Origin of the sequence: Frateuria sp. (assembly GCF_035695185.1) — a bacterium.
Lineage (GTDB): Bacteria > Pseudomonadota > Gammaproteobacteria > Xanthomonadales > Rhodanobacteraceae > Frateuria_A.
In genome coordinates, this window is record NZ_DASSES010000152.1 from 1 (window position 1) to 15,421 (window position 15,421).

The following is a 15,421-nucleotide window of genomic DNA, read 5'->3' on the forward strand; positions in this document are numbered from 1 at the left end:
GCCCTCGTCGGCGTAACGCGCTTCGATCAGGCAGGGATACTGTTCCCTGCAGTCCCCGATGCCGGTCACTTGATAGGGCTTGCGCAGGCCATCGAGCGCCAGCCAGGTCGGTCGTCCGCGCCTGATCGATTCGGGCGGAAACAGCACGCTCACGTCGTAGCCGTCGCGCAGGGTCCATGGCTTGCCGTTCCCATCGATGAACACCAGCGGGTGCGCAGGATGGAGCCGAGCGATCGCTGCCGTGTAGTACGGATGGTCGTGCGAGCGGTCCGGATGTGGCACCAGCATGGTCTGCTCGATGGTGAGCGGGTCGATGCCGCTCAGCTTGCGGAAATGCTGCGCCATCGATTGGCCACCCAGATATTTCCCCTGCTCGATGATGTGCGCGTAACCCGCGTCAACCACCAGCCGGGCCTTCGGGTTGGCCTTGAATACACGCTCGTAGAGGTTGCGCGCCTGTGCCCGCTCACGTGCATCGCCGCTGTCGTCGGCTTCGGATTCGTAGGCCACCACGCGAAAACCCAGCTTGAGCGCGGTGCGCACCATTTCCGCGTAGACCGGTTCCTTGGTGTAGAAGCCGCTCGCCTCCACCGGATAGCCCCGGCTGGCCAGCTTGTCGTCGGTCGCGTAGAGCGTTTCGGCCGCGAAGGTATCGAAGCCCTCGTCCCGCAATCGCGCCAGCAGTTCGACGGTGAGCGTGCGGGTGAGCGGCACGTGATGCGCCTCGTTGAAGAAGATCGCCTGCCGGTCGCGTGCGAGCTCCGGTATGGCGTCGATCGCCGGACGTGCCTGCATGCCGCTGGCGAGCGGCGAAGGGTGGTCGCCGGGCAGCAGTGCCTCCTGCATCGAGAAGCTTGCGGCGGCGTTCGGATAGTCCCCGATGTAGGTCTGGTACCAGGCCAGGTACTGGCCGAAGATCACCGGGAAGGCGGGGTTGCCGTCACCCGCCACGGCGGCGCCCACCATGGTCTCGTAACGGCCCAGCATGCCCTTGCGCGCCTCGGCCTGGCGCATGATCTGCTCCGCCTTGCCGGCGGCCTGCAATTGCAGGGCACGCCATTGCTCGGGTGTCGGCTGTGGCTTCTGCCGGGGCATGGCATGGAGGCTTCCGGCCAGCAGCAAACCGGCCAGGCAGGCAACGGACAGGCGAGGCGAGGGCATCGTTGGGGACTCCGGTGCACGTCGACCCAGAGTCTGCCCCGTTCAACCGGGCAAGGCCAGTCCCCCGCATCCAGGCGTGCTCTACCGCGGAGCGTTCCCGACCGGAGAGGGTCCCGCGCCCTGGGATGCCGGCCGCACGCGGAAGGCCAGGCTGATCCGCGGCCCCATCGGCGCACGCTGCTTGGGGATGCCGTGGTCGTAGTGGAACTGGCTGGTGTAGTCCATCAGCAGCAGGCTCCCCGCCGCCAGGTCCAGGTGCATCGCGCGTCGCGGCGGGTGCTTGGCACGGATTACCATCTCGCGCGTGGCGCCGAGCGACAGCAGCGCGATCGGGTGGCCGCGGACCAGGTCCTCGAGCTTGTCGTTGTGCGGCGCCACGCTGTCGTGCTCGTCGCGGTAGAGGTTCAGCCCCACGCTGGTGAAGGGCGCATCGACCACCGCGCGCACCACGGCCAGCGCCTCGCGCACTGGCGGGGGCAGGGCGGGGTCGGCCAGCTCGAAGTGCGCGCGCAGCCGCGGCACGTCGACCTCGCGCTCGTACATCATGCGCCGGCCGCCGCGCCAGGCGATCCCGTCGAGCAATTGCGTGAACCAGGCCCGCGCCGTTTCGCCCGGCACCACGTCGGGGACGTGGACGATGCGGCCGCTCGCGTCGTCGAGGAGCACCTGGGGTCCGGTGTCGAACAGCGAGAACGAGGGCATGGCCGCCTCATCCCTTCGGCGCGTTTTCCCGCGCGATGGCGTGCTGGCGCGCCCGCCACGTCTCGGCGGTCTGCGGCTTGATGAAAAGCGAGGTGACTTCCGCGTGCCGGGTCCTCACCGCCGTCTCGATGCGCCGGATGCATTGCTCGATCTGCGGCGTGGTCAACTGGTCCTCGAACTCCGCGCTCAGCGCGGCGACCACCGTGTGCGGTCCCATCTGCACCGTCAGCACGCCGTTGACGTGGCCCACGCCCGGATCGTTGGCGGCGATCTCCAGCAGCGACTCGCGCAGCCTGGGATGCGCCGGCTCGCCGATCAGCAGGCCCTTGCTCTCGCGCGCCAGCAGGCTCGCGGCCACCGTCAGCACCAGCGCGATGCCGACCGAGGCCGCGCCATCGAGCCAGGGTAGGCCGAAGGCCTGCGCGCAGGCCACGCCGGCCAGCGCGATGACCAGCCCGACCAGGGCGGCCGAATCCTCCAGCAACACGGTGAAGGTGCTCGGGTCCTTGCTCTTGCGGAAGGCTTCGAAGTAGCCCATCGAACCCTTCGCCGCGCGGAACTCGCGCAGCGCGATGGCCCAGGAGCCGCCCTCGAACAGCATCGACACGCCGAGCACGATGTAGTTGATCAGCGGGTCGCTCATCGGCTCTGGGTGGCGCAGGTGGCCGACGCCTTCGAACAGCGACACGCCCGCGCCGAGCGCGAAGACCAGCAGCGCCACGATGAAGCTCCAGAAATACAGCTCGCGGCCATGACCGAACGGGTGTACCACATCCGGCGGACGGGCGGCGCGATGCATGCCGTAGAGCAGCAGCAGTTCGTTGGCGGTGTCGACCAGCGAATGCACCCCTTCGCTGAGCATGGCCGAACTGCCGGAAAAGCCCGCCGCCACGAACTTGGCGATCGCGATGGCCAGGTTGCCGGCGAGCGCCGCGTACACGACCCGGCGCGAGTTGGAGGAGGACATGCGCTCAGGTCTCCGCGTAACGCCGCTGGCACAGCTCGCAGAAGAAGCTGCGCCGGTTGGTCCTGCCCAGGTACGCGCGGTGAAACTTCACATGGTCGCGCGGGCAGATGCTCTGGTTGTGGGCGAGCCAGTGCCTGCGCAGCACGAACGCGCGCTTCCATTCCAGGAACTCGAAACTGTACTGGCGGGCCTGCTCGACCAGCTCGCGCAGCTTGCGCGCCGGCAGCGCACCGATCATCGAGAGCGGATGCGTGCGGATGCGGAACAGCACTTCGTTCTTGATGATGTTGCCCACGCCGGCGAACACGTCCTGGTCCAGCAGCGCGTCGCAGGCGAGGGTGTCGGGCATCGCGCGCAGGCGCTTGCGCGCGAGCGCCGGGTCCCAGGCATCGGACATCACGTCGGTGCGCCAGTCGTACAGGTCGTCCAGATCGCCTTCGAGCAAGCGCACCGAGCAGCTGTAGAAGTTCAGTTCGCCCTCGTCGAAGGCAAGGCTCAGCCGCGGCGCGGCTTCCTTGCGCTCGTTGATGCGGTAGCTGCCGAACATGAGCAGGTGGATCCTGATGGTGACGTCCGGCAGCTCGATCAGCGTCTGCTTGCCGAAGCTGCGGAAGGCGACGACGGGCTGGCCGGCGAGCCGGCCCATGTCGATCTTCGCGTTGCCATCGGCACGGCGGATCGTGCGCCCGGTGAAGGGCGCCAGTTCTCCCCGCAGGATGACGATCGATGGACCTTCGGGCACGGATGACCTGTCGCGGCTGCCTCGAACCCATTGTCGGCGCAGCGGCAGCACGTCCGGGTGAATGCATCGTGGCGTGCTGCAGGAGCGCACCCGTGCGCGACCGCGCGGCAGTGGCGTGGCATGGCGGTCGCCCAGGTGCGCTTCTACAAGCCGCGGAGCATCCGCTGCAGCGCCAATGCATTGGCGGTGGCGTGCCCCAGCGTCGTGTTGTCGAACAGGCACCACCCCTGCGTCCACCGCTGCAGCCGTCGCGCCACCTGTTCGAGCGCCTGCGGCGCATAGGCGTCGTAGTACATCCGCGGGGAGCCGTGCAGCCTGAGGTAGACCTGGTGGCGGTCCCCGCCCGGCAGGGCGGCGCGCGGCACACGGGCCGGGTCCGCGGCCACGCGGGAGACGCGCAAGGTCCGCAGCTCCTGATCGACCTCGGCCTTGAACCATGAGGCGTGCCGTGGCTCGCATGCCAGCGGCCCCGCGTAGTGTTCGCGCAGGCGCGCGAGGAACGGCAGCGCGACCGATGCGTCGAACGCCAGGCTGGGCGGCAACTGCAACAGCAGCCAGCCCAGCTTGTCCTCCAGTTCGCCGATCTGGTCGAGGAATGCGGTCACCAGCCCGTCGCAGGCACGCAGCCGGCAGTCGTGGCTGATCGCCCTGGGCATCTTGGCGGAAAAACGGAACCCGGCCGGCACGCTGTCCGCCCAGCGGCGCCAGGTGGCCGGGCGGTGCGGGCGGTAGAAGCTGGAGTTGACCTCCACGCAGTCGAATACCTGCGCGTAGCGCTCCAGCGTGCTGCCGTCGGTCGGGAAGGCCGCGGCGTGCGCCCGCGGGATCGACCAGCCGGCGCAGCCGACGCGGACCGCGGTCACCCGTTCACCCCTGGGCGCGCGTACACGGCGGCGGCAGTGAACCGCCCCTGGCCGCGACGCTCGAGGTGCGCGGGCGAGCTGGAAGCAAGCCTCACCCCTTGGGTTTGCGGAACCGGTACATGAACTGGTCGGTGTGGCCGCGGATCGACTTGTCGAAGACCTTGATGTCGTGGGGGTCGGCCGGGTTGCGCAAGGCGTCGCTCTGGCCGTCGAAGACGAAGCCGACCGACTCGGCCTGCTTCCGGACGATCGCCGGGTCGATGCGGTGCAGCGTGTCCGTGTCGCGCATCCCCGAGCCGGCCGGCGCGACGTGGTCGATCACCACGAACACGCCGCCGGGCTTGAGTACCTTGAACACCTGCCGGTCGAGCATCACCGGGTCGACCTTGCCCATGAACCTGTCCGGATAGTCGTGGTAGTTCTGCGAGGTGAACACCAGGTCGACCGATTCGGGCGCGTCGAGGCTGGCGGCCGGCTGGGTCAGCACGCTGACGTTGGCGTAGTGCGGCTGCCGGGCGAGTTTGCGCAGGTTGACCACGTCCGACTGCGCCTCGGCGGCGTACTCGTTCGGCCACAGCGCGTAGACGTGGCCCTTGGCGCCGACCACGCCGCTGAACACGCGGGTGAAGTAGCCGCTGCCCGGGATCAGTTCCAGCACCTTGTCGCCCGGCTTCACTTCGGCAAACGCCATCACCTGCGCGATCTTGCGCCGTGCGTCGTCGGCGCGGTCGGCCTGGCGGCCCGGATCGTTGATGGCGGCGGTGAGGTACGGCGGCTGCATGGTGTCCTGCGGGGCGGGTGCGGCGTCGGCGGCCGGCAGGGCGAGGGCGATCACGGCGGCAAGGACGAGCGTGCGCATGTCAGGCTCCTTCGGGGTTGGGTCTGCGATTGTGCGCCTGGCGTGACGCCGCAAAGGCCGTGACTTTTGGGGGAGAGCGCGGGACCCTCCAGGGCACGCCGAACGGCCCCGGCGGGGCCTGGCTTCCTCTTGCCCACATTTGTCAGCCTCAGGCCGTCCCTGGCCCCTGCTGCATCCTTGCCGGTCTGCGGGGTGGGCTCAGTGCGTGCCACCCGATGAGTTCGGCGTCGTCGAGGCCGGTGGCGGCATCGGCGCGGTCGAGGAGGCCGGCGGCATGGTGGCCGGCGGGGTCATCGCCGTGGACGAGGCCGGCGGCGTCATGGGCGTGGTCGGCTGGGTGGGCGTGGTGGCCGGCGCGGTCGACGGGGTGGCTGCGCCCGGCTCGGCGTTGTCGTTGGTGCCGTGGTTGCAGGCAGACAGTGCGAACGAGCAAGCCAGCAGCAGGCTCCAGCACAGCAGGCGGGTCTTCATGGCGTTCTCCTTCGGTAGAGGTCAGTGCGGCTGGGATACCGCGCGGGTGACTTCGTTCTGCAGCGAACGGGCGTCCGTGCGCTCCAGGTCGGCCAGCGAAACGATGCCGCACAGCGCGCCCTTGGCATCGACCACCGGCACGCGGCGGATCTTCTGGCGTTCCATCAGGTTGGCGCAATCCTCCACGCTGGAGTCTTCCTTGATCACCACGGGCGGCGCGGTCATGCAGTCCTGCACGCGCACCTCCAGCGGATTGCGTCCGGCAGCCAGCGTGCGCACGACGATGTCCCGATCGGTAATCACGCCGATCGGATGACGGTCCAGATCGACCACGGGAATCTCGCCGACGTCCTCGTCACGCATGGCGCGGGCGACTTCGTCCAACGGCGAGGTCGCCAGGCAGAACTTGGGATTGCGGGTCATCACGCGGTCGAGATCCATGGGAGCTCCGGGCGGTGTCGGAAGAGAGCGGATGGATGTTCCTCGCGCCCGGTTGAATGTGGTGTGCGCGGACCATGAAGGGTGCGTGCAATGCGCCGCGGAAGGGACCGGCTCTGCTCCCTCTCCACACCGGGGAACGGTCGGGTGAGGGGCCGGGGCCCGCGGGAAAAGGGAGCCTGGCACCGGGCCAGCCCTGCTCCTCTCCCCGCCGAGGAGAGGGCCGGGGTGAGGGGCCGGGGCTCGCGGGACAAGGGAGCCTGGCGCCATGCCAGCCCTGCTCCCTCTCCCCGCCGGGGAGAGGGCCGGGGTGAGGAGCCGGGGCTCGCGGAAGCGTCAGTGCGCGGGGGCGAGGCGGCGTAATCTGGCGCCGGCCCCGACAGCCCTCCCGGAGAGGAGCCGGATCCCGCCACTCCGGGTCTACGTCAACGCGGTGGGCTCATCGAACGGCAGCGGCGTCCCTCCGGCACGGGCCAGCGCCGGCTCGGCGCGCACCAGCTGCTCCTTGTCGCCGTCGAGCACGACCAGGATGCGTCCGGCTTCGATCTCGCTCTCGAACTTGCGCCGCACGGGGTCGGGGACCGAAGCGCCCGCCAACGCACCGGTCCAGCTGCCGGTCAGCGCACCGGCGACGGTCAGCCCGGCCACCCCGGCCACGGTGATGCCGACTGGCGGGATCGCGACGGCCACCAGCCCGGCCAGCAACCCGATCGCGCCGCCGCCGACCAGGCCGCGCAGCGCGGCGGGGTAGAAGTCGCTGCCTGCCTCCTTGTGCTGCTCGGGGACCGCTTCCAGTTCGATGTCCGAGCGGGCGATCAGCGAGATGTCATCCTCCGGGATGCCAGCGGCGCGCGCCGCCTGCATCACCGTTCTGGCGGTCTCGACATCGGGAGTACTGAACACGTGGCGGGTCTTCATGGCGCTCCTCGCGGGAAAAGGGCGGGCGCGGGGACGGCCCGCGATCATCCTTGTCGAGGCCGGGTTGGCAGGGCGTCGGTTGCGGGTGTCCATGGCGTGAGCACCGCCGTACCATCGAGCCATGGCCACGCCGCACCCGCCCGACGACCCGCCGCCGGTCCGCCCGACCGAACCCGATCCGGGCGACTGCTGCGGCGAGGGCTGCGTGCATTGCGTGCTGGATCGCTACGACCAGGCGATGGAGCATTACCTGGCCGCACTCGCGGCCTGGCGCGCACGCCATCCGGACGCTCCGCCGTCCTGAAGGGAACGGGCCTGCCGTGTGGCCAGGCCGCACTACATGTCTCCACGGGCGTTCCTGCTAGTCTCCGGGCATGCCGTCGAACGCCCTGCCCGTGATGATCGCCGGCGCCGGCCCGACCGGTCTGGCGGCCGCGTTGTGGCTCGCCCGGCGCGGCGTCCCGGTGCGCGTCGTCGACAAGGCGACCGCGCCCAGCAGCCATTCCAAGGCGCTGGCCGTCAACCCGCGCACGCAGGACCTGCTGGAAGACACCGGTGTGACCGCACGCATGCTGGCCGAGGGGTGGACGGTGCGCGGCCTGTCCCTGCACCGGTCCGGCCATGACGACGTGGCGGTCCCGCTCTCGCCGCTGCTGGATTCCGACCGCTCGCTGCTCTCGCTGCCGCAGTCGCGGACCGAGGCCCTGCTGGCCGACGCACTCCGCGCACAGGGCGTGACCGTCGAACGCGGCGTGAAGCTCGATACCCTCACGCAGCGCGACGACAGCGTCGCCATCCAGCTGGTGCATGCGGACGGCGCCGTCGAGAGTACGCACGCGCCGCTGCTGTACGGCGCCGACGGTGCGCACAGCACGGTGCGCCAGGCGCTCGGCCTGGCCTTCCCCGGGGACGAGCTGCCCGAACCCTGGCAACTGTGGGACCTGCACCTGACCACCCCGCTGGATCCGGACCGGGTCCACCTGTTCCTGCGGCCGGACGGCTTCCTGTTTGCCCTGCGCGTGCGCGACGACCTGTGGCGGGTGATGGGCAACGGCACCGACCCGCTCGCCGCGCTGCCGGTCGGCACCGTATGCGGCGAGGTGCGCTGGCAGTCCGACTTCCACATCGCGCACCGCGTGGCCGAGCGTGCCGGCGTGGGTCGCGTGCTGCTCGGCGGCGACGCGGCGCACGTCCATTCCCCGCTCGGTGCGCGCGGCATGAACCTGGGTATCGAGGATGCCTACGTGTTCGCCGACTGTGCGGCCGATGCACTGGCCGGGCGCCCGTCGCGGCTGGCCAGCTACGCGCGGCTGCGCCATCCCGTGCATCGCCAGGTGGTCCGCCGCGTGGGCGCGCTGACCCGGCTGATGCACGGTCGTCCGCCGAGTCTGCGCGAGCTGCGCGACGTGCTGGTGCCGCGGCTGATGCGCTTCGGACCCGCGCGGCGCCAGTTCCTGCGTGTCGCAGGCGGCCTGGACCATCCCGTGCGTACCCGCGGCTGACAGGGGTGACGCGATCGGACGTCCAAACGTGCACTGGCTCGCGTTTGCCGGCCGGCCGCGTTGATCCGGCCTTCACACGTCTGTAGATTCGTTCAGGCAGTTCGTTCTCGGGGGGAAATTGCCATGAAGAAGTTTGCCTGGGTGGTCGGCGGCGCCTTGCTGCTGGCCGCATGTGGGGGATCGCAGGACACGCGCGTGCCGGTTTCGCTGGGCAGCCTGGTGACGCCGGCATCGGCGCCGTGGCTCCAGGTCGAGCAGCAGTCGCAGGACGTGCAGGTGCGCGGCCTGGACGACGCGCTCACGCTCAAGCCCACGCCGCCGGTGTCCGAAGTGCTGCAGGCGCGCCTGCGCCATGCGCTGCAACCGGTCTACTTCACCGACCTGGTGGTGCATTGCGAGCAGGTGTTCGCCGAGATGCGGGTGGACACCGACGCCACGCCGGCCAGCGTCACGCTCGAGCTGGGCGCACACTGCACCATCAACGCGCGCGGGCTGGGTCCGGACAAGACCTATCACGCATCGCCGTCCATGCCGGCGCCGGCCCGCGGCGATTACGCCAAGGCGCTTGCCGCTTTGCTGGCGGCCGGCTCAGACGACATCGCGCGGCAGTTGCGCGCGGACGTGCAGGCCACCACGCACTGACGTCCGGTCAGTCCTGCGCCGGCATGAACTGCCGGCGCAGGTCCTGCTGTGCGCGCAGCATCACCGGGGCAGGGAAACAGGCCGGCCAGGTGGGGGCGTAGTCCAGCCCCGCATCGAGCAGGCCGCGCTCGACCAGCAGCTGCACCATCGCCAGCGGGTCGGCACAGGCAAGCGCCTTGCCCAGCGACGAGACCGGCGCCTGCGGGGCGTTCACGCGCTCGGCCAGCGCCTCGACCACCTTGGCCGGCATGTCCCAGTGCCGCACCGCGCGCAGCGAGAGCCGCGCGCCGATGCGCATGCAGCCGGCCAGGAACACGGGCGAGAAGGGGCCCAGCGATGGCGGCGCCTCCTGGTCCAGCAGGCGCACGATCGCGCCGGTGCCGGTGTGGCAGACCATGCCGGCCAGGAACGCCTCGAACGGATCGCAGCCGCCATGCCGGCCGAGGAAGGCGGCGGCATGCGCGCAGCGCTCGGCGTGCTCCCACAGCCATGGCCCGGCCATGTGGCCGCGCATGCCTGCGCTGGCCTGCAGGATCGGTTTCATCACGTGCAGCGTGGCGACCCGGCGCAGCGCGTCGCGGCCGAGCAGCACCACCGCGTGCTGCAGGCTGTTGATCGGCTGCGCCGCGCGGTAATGCGCACTGCCGGTCACCCGCATCACTTCACCGACCAGCACCGGATCGCGGCCGATCAGCGCCGCCAGCTGGGAGCCGCCGAGGTTGTCGTTCTTGAGCGCGCGCAGGAGTTGCGGCAGGACGCTGGGCAGGCGCGGCAGGCCGCTCACGTCGAAGCGCTCGCCGATCGCCTCCAGGCGCCGCAGGGTGGCCTGCTCGGCAGTGCTGGCCGCTTCGTCGGCGGCCTCGGGCAGGCCCAGCACAAAGCGATGGAAGCGATCTTCCACCACGGGCAGCGGCGGGCCCGCCTCGGCGGCAGCCACGTCGGCCACCACTGCCACGATCCGCGGAGCGGGGGCAGGGCGGGGCGGTGCTTTCCTTGCGGCGAACAGACGCCGCCACACGGCGATCATCATCCTGCGGTCCCATGGCGTGCTCCGCGCTGTATCGGCCGGCCAGCGCAGAAATGTAGCCGGCCCCTGGCGGCCTCTCCCCGCCCCTTGGGCTGGCAATGGCGCGGTTCGGCCCCAACATCTCGGCGAAGTTCCCGGAGCCGCCCCATGATCCCTTTCTCGATCCTCGACCTCGCCCCCATCACCGAAGGCAGCGACGCCAGCACCGCCTTCCGCAACACGCTGGACCTGGCGCGGCTGGGCGAGCGGCTGGGCTACCGGCGCTACTGGCTGGCCGAGCACCACAACATGCCCGGCATCGCCAGCGCCGCCACCGCGGTGCTGATCGGCCACGTCGCCGGCGGCACCTCGACCATCCGCGTCGGCGCCGGGGGCGTGATGCTGCCCAATCACGCGCCGCTGCAGGTGGCCGAGCAGTTCGGCACGCTGGCCGCGCTGTATCCGGGCCGCATCGACCTGGGGCTGGGCCGCGCGCCGGGCACCGACCAGGCGACCATGCGCGCGCTGCGCCGCTATGCCGACGGGGCGGAGACCTTCCCCGACGACGTGCTCGAGCTGCTGCACTACTTCCAGCCGGCCGAACCGGGCCAGGCGGTGCGCGCCGTCCCCGGCGCGGGCCTGGAGGTGCCGGTCTGGCTGCTCGGCTCCAGCCTGTTCAGCGCCCGCCTGGCCGCGGCACTGGGGCTGCCGTTCGCCTTCGCCTCGCACTTCGCGCCGGACGCGATGGACACCGCGCTGTCGATCTACCGGCGCGAGTTCCGTCCGTCGCCGCGGCTGGCACAGCCCTACGCCATGCTCGGGCTCAACGTGGTGGCGGCCGAGACCGATGCCGAGGCGCGCCGCCTGTTCACCACCCAGCAGCAAAGCTTCATCAACCTGCGCCGCGGCCGGCCCGGACTGGTACCCCCGCCGATCGACGACATCGAAGCCTACTGGACGCCGACCGAGAAGCTGGGCGTCGAACGCGCGCTCGCCTGCGCCGTGGTCGGCGGCCCGGCCACCGTGCAGCAGGGCCTGGCCGACTTCATCGCCCGCCACGGGCCGGACGAGCTGATGCTCACCGCCAACATCTTCGACCACATGCTGCGCCGCCGCTCGTTCGAGCTTGCCATGCAGGCCCGCGAGCACCTGCCCACGCCCGACCGCGCTCCCCTGTAGGAGCGCACCCGTGTGCGACCGTAGATGCCCACGAATCGATCGGACGCCTGCCTATCCGATCGATGCCGGCGGCACGGCGCTTCACATCCGGCGGGCTCTCTTCCCCAGTCCGCAGCTCAGCCGTGCTCGTGCAGCAGGCCCCGCGCGATGAACTGGGCGACGGTCGTCGCAAACGCCGTGCCGATCAGGAACAGCACCCAGCGCACGCGAAGCCAGGTCGGGCGCAGGCTCGACCACTGCACGGTGAGGTCCACCGGGTAGGCGGCGCAGAACGCCACGTTGGCCATCACCGCGAGCAGGAACAACTGCAGGAACAGGTCGATCGAGGCAGCGCGACCGAAGGCGGCCGCGTTGGTGGCGAAGATTGCCGCCACGACCACCAGCAGCACGAGGTTGTAGACGATCCGGTGACGTTCCCAGTAACGGATGGCATCGCCGATGCGGTCGGGCGGGTCCTGGTGATCCATGTCGTGCACCTCGTGCGTGGGTTGAAGGCGTCTGTCTGGGGCGAGGGTCACGGCGCGCTCGCCTGGCGTCCGGCCGGCGCGGCAAGGGTCGGGGCCGGCACGGCACCGAACCGGCGGTTGCGCCTTCCGAATGCCTCGACGGCTTCGCGCAGGTGCTCGCCGGTGAAGTCGGGCCAGAGCACGGCCGAGAAGAGCAGCTCCGCATACGCGCATTCCCACAGCAGGAAGTCGCTCAGGCGTTGCTCGCGCCCGGTCCGGATCAGCAGGTCCACGTCGGGCGTGCGCGGGTCGCCGTGCTGCGAGCGCGCCAGCAGCTGGCGGAACTGCTCGCGGCTGGGGGTCGTGCCCTGGTGCAGCGCGGCGGCGCCCGCGATGGCGTCGCGCGAGGAGTAGTCCACGGCGAGCCGGAGATCGAGCAGCCCGCCCCCGGCCGTCGCCGCCTCGGCCTGCTCGATGGCGGTGACCAGCGCTGACGGAAGGCGGTCGCGACGCCCGATCACGCTCAGGCGCACCCCCTCGCGCCGGCAGGCGCCCGCTTCGGCCTTGAGGAAATTGCGGAACAGCGCCATCAGGGTCGCCACTTCCGGTGCCGGCCGCCGCCAGTTGTCCGAGGAAAAGGCATAGAGCGTCAGCGTGCCGATCCCCAGTCGTGGGGAGGCTTCCACCGTGCGCCGCACCGCCTCCGCGCCGGCGCGATGGCCGCGGGTTCGCGGCCATCCGCGTTCCTCCGCCCAGCGCCCATTGCCGTCCATGATGATCGCCACGTGCAGGTTGCTGTCCATATCCGTCAAGAACTCTGCAATGTAGAGTGAGAGCGCGCGCCAAAAGCGTCCACCGCGCCGGGCTAGTCGCCGGAGCGGGTGACGGCGATCAGTGCTTCCATGTGGTTGAGGTAGGCCTCGAGAGCCTTGCGGCCCTTCGGCGTGATGCGGAACTCGGTGCGCGGCACGCGCCCTTCGAAGCCCTTGTGGCAGGCGATGTAGCCGGCGTCCTCGAGCTTGCGCGCGTGTACGCTGAGGTTGCCGTCGCTGCTTCCGAGCAAGCCCTTGAGCTCGGTAAAGCCCAGCCGGTCGTTCACCGCCAGCGCGCTGATGATCCCCAGCCGCAGCCGCTCGTGGATCAGCCGGTCCAGGTCCACCGTGCGCTCCACCGCGCCCTCCACCGGCACCAGCGCCGGCCGGCGGTGCGGGCTCTCTGCCTTGGCGGTCGAGCGCTTAGCCACCGTACTTCCTCGCGATGAGCATGCCGAACACGATGTGCAGGCCACCGAACCCCAGGCCCAGGCAGATCGACGGCACTGGCGGGGTGGTGAACAGCGCGATCGCGCCCAGGAACAGGAACAGGATCCCCATCAGCGGGACGATCCGGATCGAAAAGGTGCCACCGGCGATCACGGCAGTGCCGTAGAGCAGCAGCCACATGCCCGGAAGCGCCGCATCGAGGCCCGCGCGAAACAGCGCGACGGTAAGCAGGGCAGCGACGAAGATCGCCGGCACGAAGCCCAGCGCGAACTGCCGCGCCGGGCGCGAGAGCAGCGGCACGCCCTCGTTCCTCGCCTTGACCAGCACGCCAAGCAATCCGACCGCCACCGCCACGGCCGCCGTCGCCAGCCAGGTCAGGAGCCACCCGAACCGGGTCGGCTGCGCGGGCGCGATGATCGCCGCCGCCACCCCGGCCAGGCCCATGAAGACCCCGCCCCAGCCGGGCACGGCGGTAAAGGAGCTCGCGCGCTCCATCGCGTCACGGATATAGAGGAGATTCTCCGCGGCGTGCTCGTGAAGCGACACGGTGCTTCGAAGGCGGCGGTTGTCCATGCGGCGCAGGCTAGGCGCGCGTTGGCGCGGCTGTCAAGTACTTCGTGCCATAAAGTTGGTCAACGAAAGGAGGGGCGATCGTGCCGCGCACGGTGTCTGCCACCCATCGCGACCGCGTGGCGGGATGCCTGACTCCGCAGCCGGGCAGGGCAAGCGGTCCCGCGAACGCCCGGTCGATTTACCGGCGCCGGGCCAGGGACCACACGCATGCGACGAGCATGCAGAAGCCAAGATCAAGCAGCAGCAAGGCGGCCAGCACACCCGGGGACGGACCGAAGTGCCAGGCCCGGACGTAGCAGCTCACCGCCCCACCTGCCTGTGCCGGATCGGGGCAGGGCGGCACCATCCGGGCGTGGTGCCACGCCAGTAGCGCGGCAAAGAGCACGGCGACTGCAAGCGAAGCCGCGAACAGGATGCCCGCGCGCCGTAGAACTGCCCGGAAGTCGAGCGATGTGCCCATCGGATCTAGCCCCCCTGGCCGCCGGCGCCCTGCCGATTATCCGCAAGGAACGCGAGCTCCATGCTTGCGTAAAACGAGACTTCGCTCCATTGCTCCAGCAGGTCCTGTGCCCTGCGGTACAGGATCTCCGGATCGATATCGTGAAAGTCGAACGCCGGCTGGCCGCGCGAGCTCGCGGCCAGCCGTGCGCCCTGCAGGAAGGACGCCGGGTCGAAGCTGCCGGCCCAGAGCTGGGTTTGCAGGGCTTCCACCACCGCCTCGGCTTGAACGGACTCCGCCGCAATGTCCCCACCGGCCTGGTCGTGGAGAGCCTGCATGACAAAGCCGGGGTCGGCGCCGGCGGCTACCAGGCTGAGAAACCCGTGCTTGAGCGGAAGCGCCGACTCGACCACGTAATGGACCAGATCATGCGGCAGCGTTCCTTGGCGGGGCATCGGGCAATGGGCTTCGCTCCCATCGGCGCGGACGAAGCGGAGACGGTCGCTCCCGTCGCCTTTCCCGAGTTTTTCTGCGATCAGTTTCATGGAAGCCCCAGCCTTTGGTTCAGGCGCGGTCTCGTGGAAGGCTAACGCTTAAGCGGCGCCGGAGGCGTCCGCCTTGGACGAACTGTTGGGTAGAAGCGCCTCCAGCTCGCGAACATGGGCTGACCTGCAGATGCCCTCGCTACCGGAAGTTGCGCAACTCGCACACCAGGCCGCACGTGACATGGCAACCGAGAGCATGTGATGCCGAAGGTCCGGATCCAAAACGGAGCGAGCTGCTACGTGAAGCGCAACGGCGGCATAGTCCCTGTCGCATGGCCATGACAGAAGGTTGGCCTGGGCATCGAGCTTGGCAAACAGGGCTGCGCGGTCCTGGATCTTCGCAGACACAATGGCTGAGACCAACTGATCCACGGGCGACGGATCAAGGCCCCCGGCTCTCAGCGCATCTTGATAGTACGAAAGTGGTTCCATGCAGCCTGACGCTGGAATCAGCGACGTGCGTAGCGCGCCCACCGGGTTGAATGGTTGGCCTCTGGCGGCCGGAGCTGAGCATGGGCACCCGCGGGCGCATGTGTCACGCTCTCTATCCACCGATAATAGTTCGAGATGCGAACGGCGTACGCGTTTACGCCGTAGAGGCCCTCAACGAATGGGCGACCGGGTTTCCATTTGCTCAAAAACGGATGATCCAGAGGGTATTTGCTCCAGGACGCCAGGCCGACGAGCTGCCTTGAACTCCCGTGCC

At 69.9% G+C, this 15,421-nt stretch carries 19 protein-coding genes and 1 pseudogene; 4 read left to right on the plus strand and 16 right to left on the minus strand.

The features are described from left to right. The 9 genes from VFH59_RS12350 to VFH59_RS12390 all read right to left on the minus strand — a co-directional run. Positions 1–1,161, minus strand: a 1,161-nt coding sequence (locus VFH59_RS12350; RefSeq protein WP_325165203.1) for a hypothetical protein, incomplete at its 3' end; no start/stop codon positions are given. 81 nt (positions 1,162–1,242) lie between these two features. Then, complete coding sequence (locus tag VFH59_RS12355) at positions 1,243–1,863, minus strand: alpha-ketoglutarate-dependent dioxygenase AlkB (RefSeq protein ID WP_325165204.1); 621 nt, start codon at positions 1,861–1,863, stop codon at positions 1,243–1,245. A 7-nt stretch (positions 1,864–1,870) separates the two neighbouring features. Beyond that, complete coding sequence (locus tag VFH59_RS12360; RefSeq protein ID WP_325165205.1) at positions 1,871–2,830, minus strand: cation diffusion facilitator family transporter; 960 nt, start codon at positions 2,828–2,830, stop codon at positions 1,871–1,873. A 4-nt stretch (positions 2,831–2,834) separates the two neighbouring features. Then, positions 2,835–3,572 (minus strand): DNA-formamidopyrimidine glycosylase family protein, encoded by a 738-nt coding sequence (locus VFH59_RS12365; protein WP_325165206.1) that lies wholly within the window; start codon positions 3,570–3,572, stop codon positions 2,835–2,837. A 143-nt stretch (positions 3,573–3,715) separates the two neighbouring features. Next, positions 3,716–4,435 (minus strand): DUF72 domain-containing protein, encoded by a 720-nt coding sequence (locus tag VFH59_RS12370; RefSeq protein ID WP_325165207.1) that lies wholly within the window; start codon positions 4,433–4,435, stop codon positions 3,716–3,718. A 91-nt stretch (positions 4,436–4,526) separates the two neighbouring features. Beyond that, entirely contained in the window at positions 4,527–5,294 is a 768-nt protein-coding gene (locus VFH59_RS12375) for a class I SAM-dependent methyltransferase (protein WP_325165208.1), read from the minus strand. Positions 5,295–5,492: 198 nt separating this feature from the next. Then, positions 5,493–5,765 carry a hypothetical protein gene (locus VFH59_RS12380; RefSeq protein ID WP_325165209.1) on the minus strand — a complete coding sequence of 91 codons (273 nt, stop codon included), beginning with the start codon at positions 5,763–5,765 and terminating at the stop codon, positions 5,493–5,495. 21 nt (positions 5,766–5,786) lie between these two features. Continuing rightward, the gene (locus VFH59_RS12385) at positions 5,787–6,206 is read right to left on the minus strand and encodes a CBS domain-containing protein (RefSeq protein ID WP_325165210.1); all 420 of its coding nucleotides are present in this window, start codon (positions 6,204–6,206) and stop codon (positions 5,787–5,789) included. Between the two features lie 417 nt (positions 6,207–6,623). After that, entirely contained in the window at positions 6,624–7,121 is a 498-nt protein-coding gene (locus tag VFH59_RS12390; protein ID WP_325165211.1) for a hypothetical protein, read from the minus strand. Between the two features lie 121 nt (positions 7,122–7,242). Between VFH59_RS12390 and VFH59_RS12395 the strand changes: the two genes are divergently transcribed. The 3 genes from VFH59_RS12395 (at position 7,243) to VFH59_RS12405 (ending at position 9,265) form a co-directional block, all read left to right on the plus strand. Next, positions 7,243–7,425, plus strand: coding sequence for an oxidoreductase-like domain-containing protein (locus VFH59_RS12395; protein WP_325165212.1), 183 nt, complete (start codon positions 7,243–7,245; stop codon positions 7,423–7,425). A gap of 70 nt (positions 7,426–7,495) precedes the next feature. Next, positions 7,496–8,623 (plus strand): FAD-dependent oxidoreductase, encoded by a 1,128-nt coding sequence (locus VFH59_RS12400; RefSeq protein ID WP_325165213.1) that lies wholly within the window; start codon positions 7,496–7,498, stop codon positions 8,621–8,623. A 123-nt stretch (positions 8,624–8,746) separates the two neighbouring features. Next, on the plus strand, positions 8,747–9,265 hold the full coding sequence (locus VFH59_RS12405) for a hypothetical protein (RefSeq protein WP_325165214.1): 519 nt from the start codon (positions 8,747–8,749) through the stop codon (positions 9,263–9,265). Positions 9,266–9,272: 7 nt separating this feature from the next. Here VFH59_RS12405 and VFH59_RS12410 read toward each other — a convergent pair whose 3' ends face one another. Further along, positions 9,273–10,214: an HDOD domain-containing protein gene (locus VFH59_RS12410; protein WP_325165216.1), complete on the minus strand. Its 942-nt coding sequence runs from the start codon at positions 10,212–10,214 to the stop codon at positions 9,273–9,275. A 225-nt stretch (positions 10,215–10,439) separates the two neighbouring features. On the opposite strand from VFH59_RS12410, the gene VFH59_RS12415 reads away from it, so the two are divergent. After that, positions 10,440–11,450 (plus strand): LLM class flavin-dependent oxidoreductase, encoded by a 1,011-nt coding sequence (locus tag VFH59_RS12415; protein ID WP_325165217.1) that lies wholly within the window; start codon positions 10,440–10,442, stop codon positions 11,448–11,450. A 116-nt stretch (positions 11,451–11,566) separates the two neighbouring features. Here the strand turns inward: VFH59_RS12415 and VFH59_RS12420 are convergent, their stop codons facing one another. The 6 genes and pseudogenes from VFH59_RS12420 to VFH59_RS12445 all read right to left on the minus strand — a co-directional run. Next, positions 11,567–11,917 (minus strand): hypothetical protein, encoded by a 351-nt coding sequence (locus VFH59_RS12420; RefSeq protein WP_325165218.1) that lies wholly within the window; start codon positions 11,915–11,917, stop codon positions 11,567–11,569. A gap of 47 nt (positions 11,918–11,964) precedes the next feature. After that, positions 11,965–12,699, minus strand: a complete 735-nt coding sequence (locus VFH59_RS12425) for a di-trans,poly-cis-decaprenylcistransferase (RefSeq protein ID WP_325165219.1) — start codon at positions 12,697–12,699, stop codon at positions 11,965–11,967. A gap of 62 nt (positions 12,700–12,761) precedes the next feature. After that, a complete protein-coding gene (locus VFH59_RS12430) occupies positions 12,762–13,139 on the minus strand; it encodes a transcriptional regulator (RefSeq protein WP_325165220.1) in 378 nt (125 codons plus the stop codon). Further along, a complete protein-coding gene (locus VFH59_RS12435) occupies positions 13,132–13,731 on the minus strand; it encodes a hypothetical protein (RefSeq protein ID WP_325165221.1) in 600 nt (199 codons plus the stop codon). The genes VFH59_RS12430 and VFH59_RS12435 overlap by 8 nt, the downstream gene beginning before the upstream one ends. 178 nt (positions 13,732–13,909) lie before the next feature. Beyond that, positions 13,910–14,191, minus strand: a complete 282-nt coding sequence (locus tag VFH59_RS12440; RefSeq protein ID WP_325165222.1) for a hypothetical protein — start codon at positions 14,189–14,191, stop codon at positions 13,910–13,912. Between the two features lie 227 nt (positions 14,192–14,418). Next, a pseudogene (locus VFH59_RS12445) lies at positions 14,419–14,715 on the minus strand (hypothetical protein); the annotation flags it as partial. Positions 14,716–15,421: the final 706 nt, after the last annotated feature.

Excerpts from the sequence above, each read along its gene's own strand:
- VFH59_RS12355 (WP_325165204.1), bottom strand. The coding sequence starts at position 1,863 with ATGCCCTCGTTCTCGCTGTTCGACACCGGACCCCAGGTGCTCCTCGAC.
- VFH59_RS12360 (WP_325165205.1), bottom strand. The coding sequence starts at position 2,830 with ATGTCCTCCTCCAACTCGCGCCGGGTCGTGTACGCGGCGCTCGCCGGC.
- VFH59_RS12375 (WP_325165208.1), bottom strand. The coding sequence starts at position 5,294 with ATGCGCACGCTCGTCCTTGCCGCCGTGATCGCCCTCGCCCTGCCGGCC.
- VFH59_RS12380 (WP_325165209.1), bottom strand. The coding sequence starts at position 5,765 with ATGAAGACCCGCCTGCTGTGCTGGAGCCTGCTGCTGGCTTGCTCGTTC.
- VFH59_RS12385 (WP_325165210.1), bottom strand. The coding sequence starts at position 6,206 with ATGGATCTCGACCGCGTGATGACCCGCAATCCCAAGTTCTGCCTGGCG.
- VFH59_RS12390 (WP_325165211.1), bottom strand. The coding sequence starts at position 7,121 with ATGAAGACCCGCCACGTGTTCAGTACTCCCGATGTCGAGACCGCCAGA.
- VFH59_RS12395 (WP_325165212.1), top strand. The coding sequence starts at position 7,243 with ATGGCCACGCCGCACCCGCCCGACGACCCGCCGCCGGTCCGCCCGACC.
- VFH59_RS12400 (WP_325165213.1), top strand. The coding sequence starts at position 7,496 with ATGCCGTCGAACGCCCTGCCCGTGATGATCGCCGGCGCCGGCCCGACC.
- VFH59_RS12405 (WP_325165214.1), top strand. The coding sequence starts at position 8,747 with ATGAAGAAGTTTGCCTGGGTGGTCGGCGGCGCCTTGCTGCTGGCCGCA.
- VFH59_RS12415 (WP_325165217.1), top strand. The coding sequence starts at position 10,440 with ATGATCCCTTTCTCGATCCTCGACCTCGCCCCCATCACCGAAGGCAGC.
- VFH59_RS12420 (WP_325165218.1), bottom strand. The coding sequence starts at position 11,917 with ATGGATCACCAGGACCCGCCCGACCGCATCGGCGATGCCATCCGTTAC.
- VFH59_RS12425 (WP_325165219.1), bottom strand. The coding sequence starts at position 12,699 with ATGGACAGCAACCTGCACGTGGCGATCATCATGGACGGCAATGGGCGC.
- VFH59_RS12435 (WP_325165221.1), bottom strand. The coding sequence starts at position 13,731 with ATGGACAACCGCCGCCTTCGAAGCACCGTGTCGCTTCACGAGCACGCC.
- VFH59_RS12440 (WP_325165222.1), bottom strand. The coding sequence starts at position 14,191 with ATGGGCACATCGCTCGACTTCCGGGCAGTTCTACGGCGCGCGGGCATC.